Source organism: Spirosoma sp. (genome assembly GCF_026391055.1).
Lineage (GTDB): Bacteria > Bacteroidota > Bacteroidia > Cytophagales > Spirosomataceae > Spirosoma.
The window spans coordinates 152,158-169,598 of the sequence record NZ_JAPLET010000024.1 but is presented as its reverse complement, the minus strand read 5'-3'; the positions used below and the strand labels follow the sequence as shown (position 1 = coordinate 169,598).

General features: G+C 52.3%; 18 protein-coding genes. 4 read left to right on the top strand and 14 right to left on the bottom strand.

Translation table 11 applies throughout. From position 1 onward, the window contains the following. Positions 1-28: 28 nt before the first annotated feature. The 9 genes from NT073_RS21125 to NT073_RS21085 all read right to left on the bottom strand — a co-directional run bounded on the left by NT073_RS21125 (position 29) and on the right by NT073_RS21085 (position 8,790). Complete coding sequence (locus NT073_RS21125; protein WP_297377407.1) at positions 29-241, bottom strand: helix-turn-helix transcriptional regulator; 213 nt, start codon at positions 239-241, stop codon at positions 29-31. Positions 242-363: 122 nt separating this feature from the next. Then, positions 364-1,740 carry a tRNA uridine-5-carboxymethylaminomethyl(34) synthesis GTPase MnmE gene (gene mnmE / locus NT073_RS21120; protein WP_297377405.1) on the bottom strand — a complete coding sequence of 459 codons (1,377 nt, stop codon included), beginning with the start codon at positions 1,738-1,740 and terminating at the stop codon, positions 364-366. A 48-nt stretch (positions 1,741-1,788) separates the two neighbouring features. Beyond that, the gene (locus NT073_RS21115) at positions 1,789-2,883 is read right to left on the bottom strand and encodes an oxygenase MpaB family protein (RefSeq protein ID WP_297377403.1); all 1,095 of its coding nucleotides are present in this window, start codon (positions 2,881-2,883) and stop codon (positions 1,789-1,791) included. Positions 2,884-2,986: 103 nt separating this feature from the next. Continuing rightward, entirely contained in the window at positions 2,987-3,748 is a 762-nt protein-coding gene (locus tag NT073_RS21110; RefSeq protein ID WP_297377401.1) for an MBL fold metallo-hydrolase, read from the bottom strand. A gap of 110 nt (positions 3,749-3,858) precedes the next feature. After that, positions 3,859-4,239, bottom strand: a complete 381-nt coding sequence (locus tag NT073_RS21105) for a response regulator (protein WP_012927810.1) — start codon at positions 4,237-4,239, stop codon at positions 3,859-3,861. Between the two features lie 112 nt (positions 4,240-4,351). Beyond that, positions 4,352-4,867, bottom strand: a complete 516-nt coding sequence (locus tag NT073_RS21100) for a GNAT family N-acetyltransferase (protein ID WP_297377397.1) — start codon at positions 4,865-4,867, stop codon at positions 4,352-4,354. 6 nt (positions 4,868-4,873) lie between these two features. After that, positions 4,874-6,448: a serine hydrolase domain-containing protein gene (locus NT073_RS21095; protein WP_297377395.1), complete on the bottom strand. Its 1,575-nt coding sequence runs from the start codon at positions 6,446-6,448 to the stop codon at positions 4,874-4,876. Between the two features lie 91 nt (positions 6,449-6,539). Further along, positions 6,540-7,577, bottom strand: coding sequence for an SO2930 family diheme c-type cytochrome (locus NT073_RS21090; RefSeq protein WP_297377393.1), 1,038 nt, complete (start codon positions 7,575-7,577; stop codon positions 6,540-6,542). A 4-nt stretch (positions 7,578-7,581) separates the two neighbouring features. Further along, positions 7,582-8,790, bottom strand: coding sequence for a parallel beta-helix domain-containing protein (locus NT073_RS21085; protein ID WP_297377391.1), 1,209 nt, complete (start codon positions 8,788-8,790; stop codon positions 7,582-7,584). A 281-nt stretch (positions 8,791-9,071) separates the two neighbouring features. Here NT073_RS21085 and NT073_RS21080 point away from each other — a divergent pair, with 281 nt between their 5' ends. Both NT073_RS21080 and NT073_RS21075 read left to right on the top strand, forming a co-directional pair. Continuing rightward, positions 9,072-10,076, top strand: coding sequence for an NAD(P)/FAD-dependent oxidoreductase (locus NT073_RS21080; protein ID WP_297377389.1), 1,005 nt, complete (start codon positions 9,072-9,074; stop codon positions 10,074-10,076). A 73-nt stretch (positions 10,077-10,149) separates the two neighbouring features. Next, a complete protein-coding gene (locus NT073_RS21075; protein ID WP_297377387.1) occupies positions 10,150-10,473 on the top strand; it encodes a 2Fe-2S iron-sulfur cluster-binding protein in 324 nt (107 codons plus the stop codon). A gap of 109 nt (positions 10,474-10,582) precedes the next feature. Here NT073_RS21075 and NT073_RS21070 read toward each other — a convergent pair whose 3' ends face one another. After that, positions 10,583-11,212 (bottom strand): carbonic anhydrase, encoded by a 630-nt coding sequence (locus NT073_RS21070; protein ID WP_297377385.1) that lies wholly within the window; start codon positions 11,210-11,212, stop codon positions 10,583-10,585. Between the two features lie 229 nt (positions 11,213-11,441). On the opposite strand from NT073_RS21070, the gene NT073_RS21065 reads away from it, so the two are divergent. Further along, positions 11,442-13,571: a prolyl oligopeptidase family serine peptidase gene (locus NT073_RS21065; protein WP_297377383.1), complete on the top strand. Its 2,130-nt coding sequence runs from the start codon at positions 11,442-11,444 to the stop codon at positions 13,569-13,571. Positions 13,572-13,718: 147 nt separating this feature from the next. Here NT073_RS21065 and NT073_RS21060 read toward each other — a convergent pair whose 3' ends face one another. After that, a complete protein-coding gene (locus NT073_RS21060; RefSeq protein WP_297377380.1) occupies positions 13,719-14,102 on the bottom strand; it encodes a DoxX family protein in 384 nt (127 codons plus the stop codon). Positions 14,103-14,124: 22 nt separating this feature from the next. After that, a complete protein-coding gene (locus NT073_RS21055) occupies positions 14,125-14,364 on the bottom strand; it encodes a hypothetical protein (protein ID WP_297377378.1) in 240 nt (79 codons plus the stop codon). Between the two features lie 315 nt (positions 14,365-14,679). Here NT073_RS21055 and NT073_RS21050 point away from each other — a divergent pair, with 315 nt between their 5' ends. After that, a complete protein-coding gene (locus NT073_RS21050; protein ID WP_297377376.1) occupies positions 14,680-15,660 on the top strand; it encodes a helix-turn-helix domain-containing protein in 981 nt (326 codons plus the stop codon). 68 nt (positions 15,661-15,728) lie between these two features. On the opposite strand, the gene NT073_RS21045 is transcribed toward NT073_RS21050, so the two are convergent. Beyond that, positions 15,729-16,658 (bottom strand): nucleoside hydrolase, encoded by a 930-nt coding sequence (locus tag NT073_RS21045; protein ID WP_297377374.1) that lies wholly within the window; start codon positions 16,656-16,658, stop codon positions 15,729-15,731. Between the two features lie 31 nt (positions 16,659-16,689). Beyond that, complete coding sequence (gene bla, locus NT073_RS21040; protein WP_297377372.1) at positions 16,690-17,439, bottom strand: subclass B1 metallo-beta-lactamase; 750 nt, start codon at positions 17,437-17,439, stop codon at positions 16,690-16,692. Positions 17,440-17,441 lie beyond the last annotated feature (2 nt).

Genomic DNA, 17,441 nt, shown 5'->3' with positions numbered 1-17,441 from the left:
TCGATAGACTGCTGCCTGACGCATGGTGTTACGGATTCGGTTGCTTAATGACCAGTGTCAATTCCATACCCAACACATCCGCCAATTCACCCAGTGTCTCGAGGGTTGGGTTGCCCTTTCCGGATTCGATCTCTTTAATGGTACGCAGGCTCACTCCCGAAATTTCAGCCAGATACTCCTGGGTAATGTGAAGGACGTTGCGACGGTTTTTGATACTGCTCAAAAGAGACGCATAGTGCATTGTTCTGCCCTTTTTTAGTAGAAGTAAGGAAAATATAGGCTAAAAAGATAACGATAGTGCAAAATAATGCACATACTGCTATTTTCTTTAGCTTGTTGTGAGGTGGTCAGGAGGTATACACCCTATTTTCCGATACAGAACTTACTGAAAATAGACGCCAGCAAATCGTCTGTCGTGATTTCTCCCGTCAACTCGCCCAAATGCTGCAGGGCTACGCGTAAATCCATGGCCAGCCAGTCGGGGGTGACGCCAGTGTCGAGGCCGTGGATGGCGCGGGCGAGGGCGTCGTCGGTGCCGGTGAGGTGGTTGTAATGGCGGGCGTTGGTGACTACGGCGCTACCCGTTTGTACGGCGGCATCGGTGCGGACACGAGACGAAAGAGCCGCTTTCAACTCGGCTAAATGCGTTTGCTTAGCCGCCGAAATCCAGACAACGGGTTCGCCCAGCATCGTTTCCAGCGACTCGCGGGTAACGTCGGTAATTGCGTCGAGTTTGTTGCCGACAAGCAGATACGGTTTGCCGGATGCCCGCACTTCGTCGACTGCCGTTAGCAAGTCGTCGGATGTTACATTTTTGGCGTCGAAGAGATAAACGACCAGGGCAGCATCGCGCATTTTTTGCTGAGTACGCTCAATGCCAATGGCTTCAATGCGGTCTGTGGCCTGCCGTAACCCGGCGGTGTCGATCAATCGAAAGCGAATACCATCGATAAAAAGCTCATCCTCAATCACATCGCGGGTGGTGCCGGGGATATCCGAAACGATGGCTTTTTCTTCGTTCAGCAGCGCGTTGAGCAGCGTCGATTTGCCCGCGTTGGGCTTGCCGACAATAACCGTCGGTACACCGTTTTTGATGGCGTTTCCGGTAGAAAAGGAGTCGATCAACGGGTGAAGCACCCGGCGGATATCGAGCATAAGCTGCCGCAGCCGGTCGCGGTGGGCAAACTCGACGTCTTCTTCACCGAAGTCGAGCTCCAGTTCAACTAGGGCCACAAAGTCGATCAGCTGCTGGCGAAGGTCTTTGAGTTGTCGGGAGAATCCCCCACGCAGTTGATTCAGGGCGGCCCGGTGGCTGGCGTCGGAGTCGGACGCAATCAGGTCGGCAACGGCTTCGGCCTGTACGAGGTCGAACTGACCGTTCAGAAACGCCCGTTGCGTGAACTCACCTGGTTGGGCCAGCCGAACACCTTCCTGTATGAGCCGACGCAGTATTTGCTGGATAATAAACTCGGAACCATGGCACGAAATCTCGACCACATCTTCTTTCGTAAAGGATTTTGGCGCCCGGAAAACGGTTGCCAGCACTTCGTCGATGATGCTGCCATCTTCATTCCGGAGAGTGCCGAAATGGGCGGTATGGCTGGACTGTTGCGTTAGGTCTTTTCCCCGAAAAAATCGGTTGGTGAGTTCTATAGCGCCTTCGCCCGATACGCGGACCACGGCAATGGCTCCGATGCCGGGTGCCGTAGCAAGAGCAGCAATGGGTTCTAATTGATACAAGTCTGTAGATTGTTATGAACGTCAGAAATCTTTACTGAACTGTATGAACTACAGACTCAATAACTGACGCTGGAAAATAGGCAGGCGATTTAATAACCCGGCCAGCCGCTTCTCAACGGGAACGTTTGGAATGCCCAGCCAGTCGGCGTATTCGTCGCCCATGAAGAAACGCATTTCACCGGCTGCGAGGTTCCGAATCGTTTCGGGGCCTATCGTTCCCTGTCGTGCTGGTGCTGCAAACTGGGCCGGGCCACCAGGTGTAAGCTGGCTGGACGATGCCGCTGCGGCTATCGCATTCAACAGCGAACGAGTTAACCCGACGCCGGCTTCGGATGGGGCAAATTGCCTGCGGGCAATGGCCGTACCAAGGTTATAGGCTTCGCGCATGTTCGTCGGAATAAGTGCTTCGGTAACGCCGTTGAGGTAGCCAATCACGTTGATATGATGCAGGTAATCCTCTTCTTCCTGCTCGGTCATGCTGACTTTCGCTTTTCGTAATCCCTGCAACACAATATAGGAAAACGACAGACTGGTACCGGCCATGTCTTCCTGATTGACGGGGTAGCCCCAGTCCATATTCCACCGACCGGAGTGTAGCGAAAACCAGCGGGCCCCGGCATGAATCAACCGGATTTTCTGAGTACGGCGAATGGCTGTTCCCCCGTTTGGGTTGGTTGTTTGCCCATTAAACGGCCACTCTCTGGCATTGTTGACCGCAAAAACCCACTCGCCGGTTTCCTGTAATCGGCGGGCAGTGTCGTTTTTGATGCGTTCGGTAAGCCACAGGACCTGCGCTCCATTAGCACCCAGGTAGGAATAGGGGAGGGAGAAAAAGCCGAGTGTCAGACCAATTTGCTGGGCGTGTTTCTTGAAAAAGGCCATACCCCGTTTCATCCGGTCGGGTTCTGCCCAGTCGGGTAAGTTGTTGTATTCAGCAAAGAAGGTCTGGATGGCAGGGGGCTGTTTCTCGGTCGAGAAATCGCTGGTATCGGCCAGCCACTGCATCAGCGAACGCAAGCCCGACGGGCCACTTGCCTCAACGACAGCCGCAATGGCCGAATCGGCGGGAGCATCGCCCTGCTGTCGGAACGTATCTAGGAGGGTATTCGAAAACGGGCGGGAGGGCTTTATCGCGGTCAGCATCGTGTATGTAAGAATCTACCGGAGTAACGATGCGTAGATGGAATTGGTTTGTCAGGCTGTAACAGGCCCTGGCTGTTGGCATTATCGTAACAGACGGGGCCTGTTACAGCCTGATCTGCAAGCCGTCGTAGCCTAGCCGGATGTTGTCTGGCAGTTCTTTTTCAACTTCCCGGTGTAAGCCAAGTTTATGGCTGATATGAATGAAGTAGGTCCTGTCGGCATTAACGCGTTTGGCAAGGGCAACGGCCTCGTCGAGCGTAAAGTGTGAAATGTGGGGTTTTACCTGAAGCGCATCGAGTACCAGGACCTTGGTGCCATAAACTTTTTCCAGTTCCTCATCGGAAATATAATTCAGATCGGTGAGATAGGTGAAATCACCAATTCGGAAGCCATAAACAGGTAGTTTATGGTGCATTACCTCAATGGGCGTGAAGCGAACGCCCAGCACGTCGAAGGGTTCGTTGGTCAGATTATGCAGTTGAACGTGGGGTGTTCCGGGGTATTTATTCTCGGCGAAAACGTACGCAAACTCACGCTGCAACTGCGCCAGTACGGTAGGACGTCCATACACGGGAATATCTTTTCCCGACCTAAAGTTATACGCCCGAATTTCGTCGAGCCCTGCCGTATGGTCTTTGTGTTCGTGGGTGAACAGAACGGCGTCGAGTTTTTGCAGGTTGAGCCGAAGGACCTGTTGCCGGAAATCGGGACCGGTATCGATAACGAAACTACGACCGTCTACGTCAATGTGAACGGAGGTACGGAGTCGTTTGTCCCGAAAGTCAACCGAACGGCACACTTCGCAGGTACAGCCAATAAGCGGCACCCCCGACGATGTTCCCGTACCGAGTAGGGTAATGACCATAGGTATTAGGTATTAGGAGTGGGGAGTGAGGAGTGAGGAGGGCTGGCGCGTCAGCAGTATACATGCGCCAGCCCTTCTCACTCCTCACTCCTCGTTCCTAACTCCTACTTTTATTTATCCGTCAGTTGATTTACTACTTCAACCAGGCGGTCGAAGTTGAGGGGTTTCACCAGTACATCGTTGAAACCGGCGGTTTTGAATTCTTCTTCGGTGTAATTTTTGGCGTTGCCGGTGATGGCTACAATAGGCACTGCGGCTTTTTCTTTTTCGGGAAGTGCCCGAACGCGCCGAACGCATTCCATACCATCCATCAGCGGCATGTTAATGTCCAGGAGAAGGATACTGAAATCTTCTTTCTCCAGAATTTGCAGCACTTGCTCACCGTTTTTTACGGCTGTGATATCGTAGTTCTGGAATTCAAGAATTTTGCGGGCCAGATTCTGGATAACAGAGCTATCTTCGGCAATCAGGACGCGTTTGGAAGCTGACATATGGCTTGAGGTATCGTGTTTTGTTTTACTGTGGTGAAATTATAGAGTTAAATCGGCAAACGCAAAAAGGGTTTACTCTCAAAACAGAATAAGAATCCTTTTCCCGTTCACGCTATACCTCCTTTTCCATAACGATGAACGCAAGCGGTTGTTTGGGTATACCGAAACGCGGGTCGTCGGGAAATGGCTGGGTTTCGCCGGTTGATCGGTAACCGCGCCGTTCGTACCAGGCAATTAGCTCGTGCCGCTGGGTGATGACCGTCATGGTCACGGCCCGGCATTTTTTTGCGATGGCTACGTTCTCTGCGGCCGTTAGCAAGTGCTTGCCAATACCGCCAGCCTGGGCCTCGGGCGAAACGGTAAGCATCCCCAGATACAGGTCGTCGCCTTTCTGCTCCAGGTAAACGCATCCCAGCAACCGGTCGGCCTGTTCGTATTTTAAAATCTGCGCGTTCGGGTTGCCTAAAATAGCCCGTAAAGACTCTTCGCTGGTGCGGATACCGTCGAGCAGGTCGGCCTCGGTGGTCCACCCTTTGCGCGAACTGTCGCCCCGGTAAGCACTATTGACCAGACGGTCCAGCGCCGGAATGTCCTGCTCCGTAGCGGTTGATGTAGTGAAAGCTGTCATGCAAAACTAGTTGGTCACTTCCCGGAAATCCAGTTGCTGGATCAGAGCGGGGTTTTCGGGGGTAAGGGTGAAAAATACGTCGATGCTGGCCTTTTCGCCCTCCATTACGAAATGGCCGCGCAACTGATTTTCGGGGATCAACTCGCCAATGCGTTTGATCGCACCGGCCTTGGCGTAAAGGTCCTGTACGGTTTTCCTGCGAATGGCGACCGAATTATCCGGGAAGAAGTTCTCCGCAAAAATGCCGCTTCGTTCCGCATTCGTCCAGTCGGGCAGGAGCTTTACCAGTTCGGCTTTTCGCTGGGCCAGAATGGGAGAAACGGGTAGCTGGCGAGGTTGTAATTTGGCCAGCGCAACCAGCGTATCGAGCACGGCAATGTTAACCCCACCCAATCCGGCATAAGTTACGTTGCCGTAGGAAATAACGCCAATGCCGTACTCTGGCAAAATGCGCCACTGGCTGCCAAAACCGGGCAATCCGCCACTGTGGCCCACACCAACCAGACCAGCACAGTTCTTATTCCAGCCCAGTCCGTAGCCATACCCACTCGTTACGGGACATACTTGCCCCGCCGGGTTTTTTGCCTGAGCAGCCAGACCCGAAAACGTCCAGGGTTGCTGCATTTCCCGAATGGAACTGCGTTTGACAGGCCCATTGTCGACATCATTCCGGGGTGGCCAGGCGGCTTCGTGAACGGCTACGTACTTGCTGAAATCCTCGATAGACGTAATCAGGCCTCCCATGGCTCCGTGCGACCCGTCGTGCAGCAGGGGTTCTTCGAGCCACTTGCCCGCTCCCGAACCATCTTCCTGCCAGCGATACCCAAGCGCGAGCCTGTTAGCCGGAACTTTGGTGTATTCCCATTGGGTATCGTTCATGCCCAGCGGTTTCAGAATGTTTTCGGTGATGTACTGTTGATAGGGTTTGCCGGACACCGTTGAGATAATGCGACCCAGCATGGCAAAGGCGAGGTTGCTGTATTCATAAGCAAAACTGGGTACGTTGGCGTTCGAGATGCCGCCTTTGATGAGCTTCGTCAGGTCGTCGTCGGTATCGGCTAGCTGACGGTCGCCCCAGGGGTTGTCTTCGGGAAAACCAGCGGAGTGTGTCAGGAGGTTACGAACCAGAATTTTAGGGGCGTCGGCGGTGAGGTATTTGTGCGACTTTAGTTCGGGGATGTAGTTTTCGGCGGGATCGTCGAGCCGGAGTTTGCCTTCGTCGCGGAGTTTCAGGACCGCCATCGAGGTCAGGCTTTTGGTCATCGACGCAATTCGAAACAGCGATTTAGGCGTTGCCGCTATCTTTTTGTCGACGTTGGTGTAGCCCAGCCCGCCGGAGTAAACCAGTTTACCGTCGAGTACAATCCCGAAAGCCATGCCCGGAATGTGCCGTTTTTCGGCAATATCGCGGAAGAGTTTTTCGACGATGGGGAAGGCCGGTTCCAGTTTTTTGAGTCGGTCGGCATCCGTAAAAACAGGGGGCTGATAAGTGGAAACATGCGCAACGGTACGACCCAATGGCGCTTGCTGAGCCAATGCCGACGAGGCTGCCAGCAGTAAAGCAGGGAGAAGGTATTTCATGAGGTAATTTGAGGCTGTATCGCGATGGTTTAGTGTTGGGGATTCGGCGGGTCAAACGCCCGCTAACTTACTAAATAACCGCTATTCTGCCTCATTTCATCGCCTTTATCCAGTCCCGCAGGAGGGCAATGCTTTCGGAATGAGTCGTTTTTCGACCGAGTTCGGGCATCATTTCGCCGGGGTCGGTTGAAGCAAGTCGGTAAATCAGGATGGATTCATCCGGTTTGCCGGGAACAATATCATACGGGTGCCCACCCGAGCCACGACCGGCGGCAACGGGTGTCTTTAAAATGCCCAGGGCGGTGGGGTCCGTTTCGGACAGGCTCAGATTCAGGCCCGAGGTCATGGCCGGGCCTTTGGGGTTATGGCAGTGGGCGCAGTTAATATCGAGCCAGATTCGTGCCCGGTCGTTTAGGGAGCCCGTTTTTGGGTCGTTCCAGACGGGGGCTTTGGGGCAGTTGGCCAACGACGGTAATCCGGTGAGCATTCCCGATTTCTGCCAGTGGGTAAGCTGGTTTTCTGCGCCGGTTGCGCCATAAGCCAGATCGCCGTTAAGCTGCCGGATCGACGGACCAATGGGCGTCATGACTTCGTTTCGGTTATGGCAGCCTTTGCATTGGTTCAGATTCGGAATAGTATACGGGTGCTGACGGGTTTGTCCACCAGCGTCTATATAACTAACGGTTTTAGTATCACCGGCTACTTCCAGAAAAGCATCGGTCTGCTCATCATTCCAGATGTAGTCCAAGGCTTTCCAGCCGTTTGCCTGATGAACCAGCAACCGGGTTTCCATCAGCCGTCGTCCTTTGGCCGGGTTTCGAAAATCGAGTGGGTAATAGAACGTCTTAATGAGTGTGGTGCCCTCCGGGAAGTTCAGTACGCTGGAGTCATTGTACGTTACCGACCGACCGGCAGGCAGTTTGACGAACCGCAACTTTTCGGCATAATCCGAAAACAAGGGCGTATTAAGCGAATAGGGGACAACCCCCGGTGCTGGTTTCTGCGCAGCCGGATTACCGGTAAAAAAGCCGTAGTCGGATAGTTTTTCGGGGATCGCATCCGACCGCCAGCTGGCCAGCGTGAGCCAGCCGACCAACAGTAAAAGCGACCAGATGATGTAAGTTCGCATACGGTTAACGGCCGTTACCAGCGGTTGTCTTCAGGGGAGCTAGCTGGCAATCGAAAGGTGCCGGGCTAAAGGAAACGTTTTTGAATTCACGCCCGGCGTCGAGGTTGACCAGGCTCTGGTTTTTATTGTTACGAATGCAAATGCGTTTGTCGGTCAGTTGTTTTCCGTCTTTGTCGAAGGTGGCGGGGTCAGCAATGCCGTCGTACAAAATGTGCGGCACTTGCTGACCTGCCTTCAGGATGGCATCGAATATTTTGCCGTAGCGGCCCCGCGAACTGGCCGGGCCGGGATTACGCTCGTAGACGTTATCGTGAATGGAAATGGCCGTCGAAAACGGGTAATAGCCTTTGTCGGTGATGGGTCGTTCGGTAATGAGGTAACTGATAATGCCGGTGCCGATAGTCTGATTACGGAGAAAGCGGTTGTTGAATACCTCTACGTTGTTGGCGGCCAGAATCAGCAGCCCAGTACCGTCCGATACACTGGCAACGATATTGCCTTCCGGGGCAAAATTCGGGAAGTTATTGTCGTGGATATAGTTGTTGAACACCCGCACATTACCGCCCTGTTTCTGAACCAGATCGGGCAGGTCGAACACCAGAATTCCGCCCGTATTTTCGTAGGATTCGTTATCGAAAACGTCGGCATTGCGGGAGTTTTCAATCTCGATACCCGCTACGTTATGGTAGGCTTTGCTGTTTTTGACGACAATGCCGCGTGACTGCCCAACGTAAATACCGGCGTCGGAAGCACCAATGGCGGTGCAACCGTCGATGAGCACATTGTCGCACTGCACCGGATACAGACCGTAGCCGCCATTTTCGGCTTTGGGTGGGCCGGTCCATTCTACTTTTACGTTTCGGAATGTGATGCCTTTCACGTTCATGGTCTTAATGCCATCGCCTTTCGAATCCTGAATGGTCAGGTTTTCGATCACTATATTTTCGGCATTGGACACCCGTAGACCTTCCGCACCGTCCGTCTGCCCTTTGAAACTAAGTATCGTTTTATCGACCCCTTTTCCCCGAATCACAATGCGTTTTTTGTCTTCCAGAGACAGGCTTCCTGTGAAGGTGAACGTACCGGCGTCGAGGTCGATCGTGCTGCCATCTTCGGCCATGATGAGCCGGGTCTGGTAGCGCTTCTGTACATCGGTTTGTGCCCATGCAGAATACGTTAACAGACAGGTAGCCAGGAGTAGAGAAAGTTTCATAAGGATAGGGATTTGGGTAAGGCTAGCCGTAAATATACTGCAAACGCTTACGTGAAAGTCGTTTTTTCATTTGCCGTGTAAACAGAAAGGCTATGCTCATTCCATTTACTAATACTTCATTACCAGATATGATTTACCTCCAGGGGGGGGCGGACTTACCTTTGTATCGCTTGCTGACCTGATTTTACTGAAAGATACTGGTCTTCAGGATGGTTCTGCCACTAGACAACACACAACCAAGACGAACGAAGACGGTAAGTCGGATTCGTTCACAACCCAACATGATAACAACCGATATGTGCATAATAGGCGCGGGGCCGGTGGGCCTGTTCGCCGTTTTTGAAGCTGGTTTATTAAAAATGCGCTGCCACCTGATCGATGCGTTGCCGCAAGTGGGCGGGCAGCTTTCGGAGATTTACCCGCAGAAGCCGATCTACGATATTCCGGGCTATCCGGCGGTGAATGCCCAAACGCTGGTCGATAACCTGATGGAGCAAATTGCGCCTTTCAATCCGGGGTTTACCCTGGGTGAGCGTGTCGATGGGCTGGAAAAACAACCCGATGGCTCCTACATCGTGACCACAAATGAGGGCACTGCTGTCCATTGCCAGGTGGTTGTCATTGCCGGTGGGCTTGGCTGTTTTGAGCCGCGTAAGCCGGAAATTGTGAATCTGGAGCGGTTTGAAGGGAAGGGCGTTGCGTATATGGTCAAGAATCCCGAGCAACTGCGCGACCGCCGGGTGGTGCTGGCCGGTGGGGGAGACTCTGCCCTCGACTGGACGGTTTTTCTGGCCAACATAGCCCGCGAAGTAACGCTGGTTCACCGAAGCGACACCTTTCGGGGGGCACCCGATTCGGCCGAGAAGGTGTTTCATTTAGCGAATCAGGGTAAGATCAATCTGGTGCTGCAATCGAACATTACCAGTATCAACGGAAATGGTCATTTGCAGGAGGTGAGCATTACGGCGAAAGATAAATCCGTAAAAACTATTGAAGCGGACCACCTGATTCCGCTCTTCGGCCTGACGCCCAAGCTCGGGCCCATTGCCGATTGGGGACTTACCATCGACAAAGCCGCCATCAGCGTTAACACGACAGATTACTCGACCGGTGTCGACCGTATTTACGCCATCGGTGATATTAATACGTATCCGGGCAAGTTAAAGCTGATTTTGTGCGGTTTTCACGAAGCCGCACTCATGTGCCAGAGTGCTTTCCGTCACGTACACCCCGACCAGAAGCTGAGTTTCAAATACACCACCGTAAACGGTGTTCCCACATTTTAATTGGCAAATGGCTGGTGCGAGTGTTGACCGCACCGGCGGCCCCGTGGCGTCAGCCATCTACCAACGTATAACCATGATCAATTTCACTATAGAAGATCGCAAGGGCGAGCGGCAGGACCTCGAAATTCCCGAAGGTATTAACCTGAGCCTGATGGAGGTGCTGAAAGCTTCCGATTACAAGATTCTGGCTACGTGCGGGGGCATGGCCCTCTGCGCAACCTGCCACGTTCAGGTACTAAATGGATTCGATGACCTGCCAGCCGCCCAGGATGCCGAACTCGACATGCTCGACACGTTACCCGACGCTGATTTCGATAGCCGACTGGCCTGCCAGATTCGGGTGAACGAAGCGATAGAAGGGGCTGTATTCCGAATCAAAAGCGATGAGCCCGACTGAAAATATAATAGTCCTGTAACAAGCCCGGTCGTCGCCTTGGCGTCAGGTTGAAGAAACTGACGCCAAGGCGACTTAGCTGACAGTAGCCCGTTTATAACGATCACTGTCGTTAATCCAGCCGGTATAACGCCAGTTCTTCCTTAAAGTTAGCCATGTTAATCTTCAGGTCGACAACGGTGCCTTGCGCAATATCATACACCCAGCCGTGAATACGGGGATAATCGCCCTTAGCTCTGGCCTTTTGTACGTACGACAGCTTCATGATGTTCAGGCATTGTTCCTGCACGTTTAATTCCACCAGCCGACGGAAGCGGGCTGCTTCATCGGGCAGGGCATCTAACTCCTGTCGATGCAGGCGATAGACATCGTCGATATTACGAATCCAGCTATTGAGCGCGCCCAAGTCTTTGTTGTCCAGAGCAGCCCTAACACCTCCGCAACCATAGTGGCCGCATATAATGATATGTTGCACCTGTAGATGCTGTACGGCATACTGTACCACCGAGTAAACGTTGGTATCGTTGTTCGGAACTAGGTTGGCAATGTTGCGGTGAACGAATACTTCACCGGGCTTGACACCCATGAAGTCTTCGGGTTGTACACGACTGTCAGAACACCCAATGTAGAGGAATTCCGGTTGCTGGCCGTCGGCCATGCGGTTGAAATAATCCGGGTCCAGTGCTAATTGGTCAGTAACCCACTGACGATTGTGGGCGAATACGCTTTCGTATAAATTCATAACGTCTCAAATTTTGTATTCAACTAATACACTTACCCGGATGTTTGGAGCCGATACCAATAAGTTGTCGAATCGTAAATTGAAAACAGATGCTAGCGGTAGTCTACTGGTATAATAAGGATGATTGGTAGAATTTTATTCTGACAGACGGGTAAAATAGGGAATAAACAGCTTATTTGAGTTTGTTTCACAAACAAGCTAACCAAGGTCTTTATCTTTTATAGCGCTCATGAAAAAATTTACGTGGCTATGCCTGCTGTTGGGGTTTTACCAGTTCGCTCAGGCGCAAACGTTCTCCCTTGAATCCATTAAAAGCTACCCTTTCCCGACGGAGTTGACCAGCGCAGCCCGGGGGTCGCGAATTGCATGGGCATTTGCGGAGCAGGGTAAACGCAACGTATATGTAGCGGAAGGACCAGATTTTGCTCCTCGAAAACTCACAAATTATACGGATGATGACGGGCAGGAGCTAACCAGTTTATCTATTTCCGATGATGGGAAATGGGTCGTTTATGTGCGTGGGGGCGACCACGGTTCCAACTGGGATGATGAACTACCGGTCAATACACTATCGTCGCCCACAGCTCCCAAAGTGCAGATCTGGACGGTGCCTTTCGCGGGTGGCGAACCCAAAGCTATTGCAGAAGGCGATGCGCCGGTTATCTCGCCGTCAAATAATCCAAACACGCCAGCCCGGATTGCCTTTATCAAAGGGGGACAGGTCTGGGTTTCGCCCGTAGATGGGTCCACTCCGGCAAAAGCGCTGTTTAACGCGCGGGGCACGAACAGCTCCCTCCAATGGTCGCCGGACGGGTCGAAACTGGCGTTTGTCTGCGACCGAAAAGATCACGCGTTTGTGGGCGTATTTACCAACGAAACTACGCCCATTACCTGGATTGCCCCATCGTTCTCCCAGGATGATTCACCCCGCTGGTCGCCGGATGGCAAGCGGCTGGTGTTTGTCCGTACTCCCGGCTCCGGCGGTGCACCCGACTCTATCCTGACCCGCAAACACCGTCCCTGGTCAATCTGGAACGCCGATGTGGCGTCGGGCACGGCTTCGCAAATCTGGCAGGCTCCCAAAACGCTGGCCGGTTCGCAACCCACTACGCACGGTGGATTCAACCTGCACTGGGCCGCTAGCGACCGGATTGTTTTCTTATCCTATCAGGATGGCTGGCCCCATTTGTATTCCATCGCGTCGTCGGGGGGCGCTCCGTTGCTGCTGACGCCCGCGCCCTTTATGGCCGAACACATTACGCTGACTCACGACCGTAAGTGGCTTCTGTTCAGTGGGAATACCGGCCCCGATAAGCTGGATATCGACCGTCGGCACGTAGTCCGGGTTCCTGTCGACAAAGCCGCCATGGAGGTGCTCACCCCGGGAGCCGGTCTGGAATGGACACCGGTGGTTACGGGCGATGGCGCTACAATAGCCATGATCAGCGCTACTGCCCAGCGCCCGCCACTGCCAACCGTTATGCCCTTCACGAAGGGCACGTCCAGGGTGCTGGCGCAGAATCTGGTGCCCGCCACTTTTCCACAAAACCAGTTGGTTACGCCTAAACAGGTAGTCTTTAAGGCACCGGACGGCATGACCGTACATGGGCAATTATTTGAACCTGCGGGTGGTGGAGCAGGCAAGAAACCCACCCTGATCTACGTACACGGAGGCCCGCCCCGCCAGATGCTGCTGGGCTGGAATTACTCGGATTATTACGCTAATTCGTATGCCCTCAACCAATACTTGGCCAGTCAGGGATTTATGGTTTTGTCTGTGAACTACCGGCTGGGCATTGGCTACGGCTACGATTTCCATCAACCAGCCAATGGCGGTGCCAATGGGGCATCGGAATACCAGGACATTCGGGCGGCAGCCGTCTGGCTTGCCGAGCAACCTCAGGTCGACGCCACTAAAATCGGTATTTACGGCGGTTCGTATGGCGGTTATCTCACAGCACTGGCCCTAGCCCGCGATTCTAAACTTTTTGCGGCTGGCGTCGATATTCACGGGGTTCACGACTGGAGCCAGCAACGCAGCGGCAGCGGTCAGACCGACCGGTTCGAGAAAATTCCTGATGCCGAAAAAGCCGCTAGAGTAGTGTGGGAATCGTCGCCTGTGTCGTCTGTAAGCAGTTGGACATCACCCGTCTTGATTATTCACGGCGACGACGACCGCAATGTTCGGTTCAACCAGAGTACCGATCTGGTTCGGCGTCTCGACAAACAGGGCGTTCCGATGGAAACACTGGTCATTGTCGACGATACGCACCACTGGATGAAACACAGCAACGCCATCAAAATGAGTGCCGCCACCGCCGACTATTTCAAGCGAAAATTAATGAAACCCCGGCAATAAGTCCAGCTCTGTACACTGGGTCGTTCCGGTCAATAGCGACGCAGCGACTCATCTCTTTTCCTTAACCAAAGATAATCAGTTAGTCGTTCAACCCTATAAAGTCCCTGAGACTTTATAGGGTTGTTGTTGATACCGGTGTCTGTGGGCTTACTTACGAGTACGGTGGTAGTATACGTACGAAACGATCAATACCATCAGACAAACAAACGGCAGACTTGCCTGAGCGGGGCCATCGACTACCAAGTTGGCGATAATGGCTGAAATCATCGAAATACCGAATCCTACATACGCCCACTCTTTAATTCGGGCCGGTATCATGGGTAGTACCAGAAGAATACCCCCAAGGATTTTTCCAAGGCTAAGTTCCACCCTGAAATAATCGGGAAAGCCAAGATGCCGGGTGCCTTCGATAGCTAAAGGCGTGTTGAAACCCAGGGCACCTACAGAATCGAAGAGAACAATCAGCAAGGTAGCTGTCCAATAAATAATCCGGTCTTTTTTAGTGCTTTTACGAATTGCCAGTGTGTTCATTTTATGTAGTTATTTATACGGTTTACGAATGCACGTTGGCTCGATTAACCTGATAATAAAGCCCAACTACGATGGAATAGGACGATTTCGCTTTCCTGAGCGTCTGTCTGATTCGCCCGGTCACATCTTTAAAGAGTGCTTTTCCGGTGCCCAGAACAATGGGTTCGAGTTTGATCCGGTTGGCAAAATCGGCCAGCTCCGGGGGATTGACGAGTTGTTGGTGATGGTCGGCCAGAAGCCCGCGAAGCCTGCTAGAGGACACGGCCAACCAGGATTGTATCGACTGTTGTCGGCAAATCCGGAACCAGGTAGCGACCCACTTCATCATCATCCATTGTCATCCGGTCCTGCTCTCCGTTGAGACCGCAGACGAAGCCGTCGAGTGAGACATGGGTAAATAAAATCTATTGATTATCATCGTTTATACTATTCAGTTTAACGCCCTGCCGGGACAGTCGGCACTACTCCTAAACCGTTTTTGTACAGACAAATGTAAGGCGGTAAGTTGGGCTTTTCCGGTGGTAAATCCGTCAAAATAAGGGTTGATTACGACAGCGGTTTTCGTTATTTTTAAGCTATGAAACACATATCCATTCTTGTACCGAAAGGGGCTATTTTAGGTAGTCTGGAAGGCACACGACAGCTATTTACCGAGGTAAATCAATTTTGTAAAATGCGGGGTGAAAAACCGTTATTTTCAGTCCAGTTAGTTGGTCTTTCGCGAAAGACGCCTGTGAGTGGGGGCTTGTTTACCGTCCATGCCGATTCGCTGATCGGGGACATAAAAAAAACAGATTTAATTATCATTCCCGCCTTGGATGGTGAACTGGAAAATGCCATTGAAAAAAACAGAGATTTTATTCCCTGGATACTTAAACAGCGCAGCAATGGTGCCGAAGTCGCCAGCCTTTGTCTGGGAGCGTTTCTACTGGCGTCAACGGGCCTGGTAAACGGCCGAAAATGCGCTACGCACTGGCTGGCAGCCAATCAGTTCCGGCAGTTGTTTCCCGAAGTCGACTTGGTGCCGGAGAAGATCATCACCGACGAACAGGGCATTTATTCAAGTGGCGGGGCATTCTCGTACCTGAACCTGATTTTGCACCTGATCGGGAAATACGCCGGTCGGGAAATTGCTGTTCTTGCGGCTAAAGTTTTTGCGATTGAAATCCAGCGGGATAATCAATTGTCGTTCACTATTTTTCAGGGACAGAAAGAGCACGAAGACGAGCCAATCCGGAAAGCGCAGGAGTTCATCGAACAGAATTTTCAGGAACGTATTTCGGTCGACGAACTCGCGTCAAAATTTGCCTTGGGCCGGCGAAATATGGAGCGCAGGTTTAAGAAAGCCACCGCCAATTCAGTCAATGAGTACATGCAGCGAGTGAAAATCGAAGCGGCTAAAAAAAGCCTGGAAAACAGCCGCAAAACGGTGAACGAAATTATGTACGACGTTGGCTATTCGGACACCAAAGCATTTCGGACAATTTTCAAACGAATTACCGGATTATCGCCGGTCGATTATCGGAATAAATACAATAAAGAGTTAGTGGATGCGTAGTACCGAGCGTTCCGGTTGGGCAGGAAATCTGTTACGAATTGCCCAACCGGGACGACCTACAAAATGGTTCACTGCTTGAACTGCGCCAGCAGGTATTCGTAAAAGTATCCGACATTGACATCCGTTGCGAAGCGTATTGTATACCCGTTTGCGTCCGGATACGTTTGGCCGGCATTGGGCGGACGCGTGCTGACATTGGCTTTAGCCGTCTCTATCGTGAACTGTTCCGGCATGGCGAGGTAGCTGGTGGCCAGAATATCCCACATGAAATAAGTGTAGTGATAACTCGGGATGGTATCCAGTGTCAGCGCCCAGAACTGACCCGTGAGGTTGGATAATTTATGGTCAATTTGACTGGCCAGCGTAGACAGGAACTTCTTTGTCACGGGAACATAGTTCGTGACATCGAGTGGAATCAGCGTAAGTGGCAACTCGTACGAGAACAGCCTTTGCGAACTGACCGGATCCCAGAATACATTCCATTCGGCGGTGCCGTCGTGCTGAAATGTCTGAACATTTCCGGTTGTCCGAAAGGCCCCACCCATCCATACGATCTCTGCAATAGCAGCTTTTAATTCAGGAGCTTTTTCCAGCGCCATAACCAGATTGGAACAGGGACCGGTCATCAAAACCGTAACCTTTTCGGTTGCCGTGGAAAGCTGCCTGATAATCAGATCCGGCGCACTCAAATACCCATAGGGATCGGGCGATTTTGGTAGATTGATAAGCAGCGGAAGGGCGTTAATGATCTCGGGACGTGCCCGCCATTCACTCGGAAACGCATTGATACCATAGTAATCGCCCCGGCCCAGTGGAATCTGCTCCCGGTCCATCAACTGGAGTAATTTATACGCTGATTCGAGAGCGGGTTCAATGTAACAATCGGCGGGTGTTACGGTGATGCCGATGAGTTCGACATCCGGCATGGTCAGGACGAGTAATTGCGATAACAGGTCGTCAATAGCCCCATCGTGATCCATTAAAAGGGGTTTAGGCATGTAGAGAACAGTTTTTGGAGTAGCGTATGGTTTACTTTTTAGCCTCACCGTGTTTCTTCAGCAGTTGTAAGGTATGAGCCAACGATTGGGTGTCGGTCCATTCCTGGTGGCCAGGTACAACAATCCGGGCCGATTTGAACTGGATCATCAGGTTCTGGATCGAGTTGCCCCATTCGTTCAGGTTAGCGTCAGTTAGGTTTCCCATGCCAAAGGCGGCCACACTTTTCACGAGGCATCCGCCGTATAAAATCTTCTGATTAGGTAACCACACCACAATGTTGTCGGGGGTGTGCCCCTGCCCCGGAAAGTAGCAGCGGATCGGTTCGTTGCCGATTGAAAAGGTCGTATCGTTCGGCAAAACTGCCTCCGGGGATTCAAACCCGAGTTTTATCGATTTCTGAGCGGTGAGGGGTGTACTTACCACCCGAACACCCGCCTTACGAAGTTCACTGATACCGCCCACCCGATCTTCGTGGGCATGGGTGACAATGCACAAACGAACTGGCTGGTGAAGATTGTTGCTGACCCATCGGAGTAGCTCGCGGGTGTTGTCTGTATTGGTGTCAGTATCCCAGCCGGTGTCGACCAGCACAATGCCATCTTCCGTTTTAATAATCAGCCCGTTGGATGGGAAAGGCGTTCCGCCGTACATGCCGTAGGTGGTATGAACAAACACCTGTTTGTTGAGTGGCGTCACTACAAGCTCCGGCCGTTGAGCCGACTGTGCCTGTAGAGACACGATGAGTCTTAAGAAAAATAAAAGGGTAAGTAGGATACGCATAT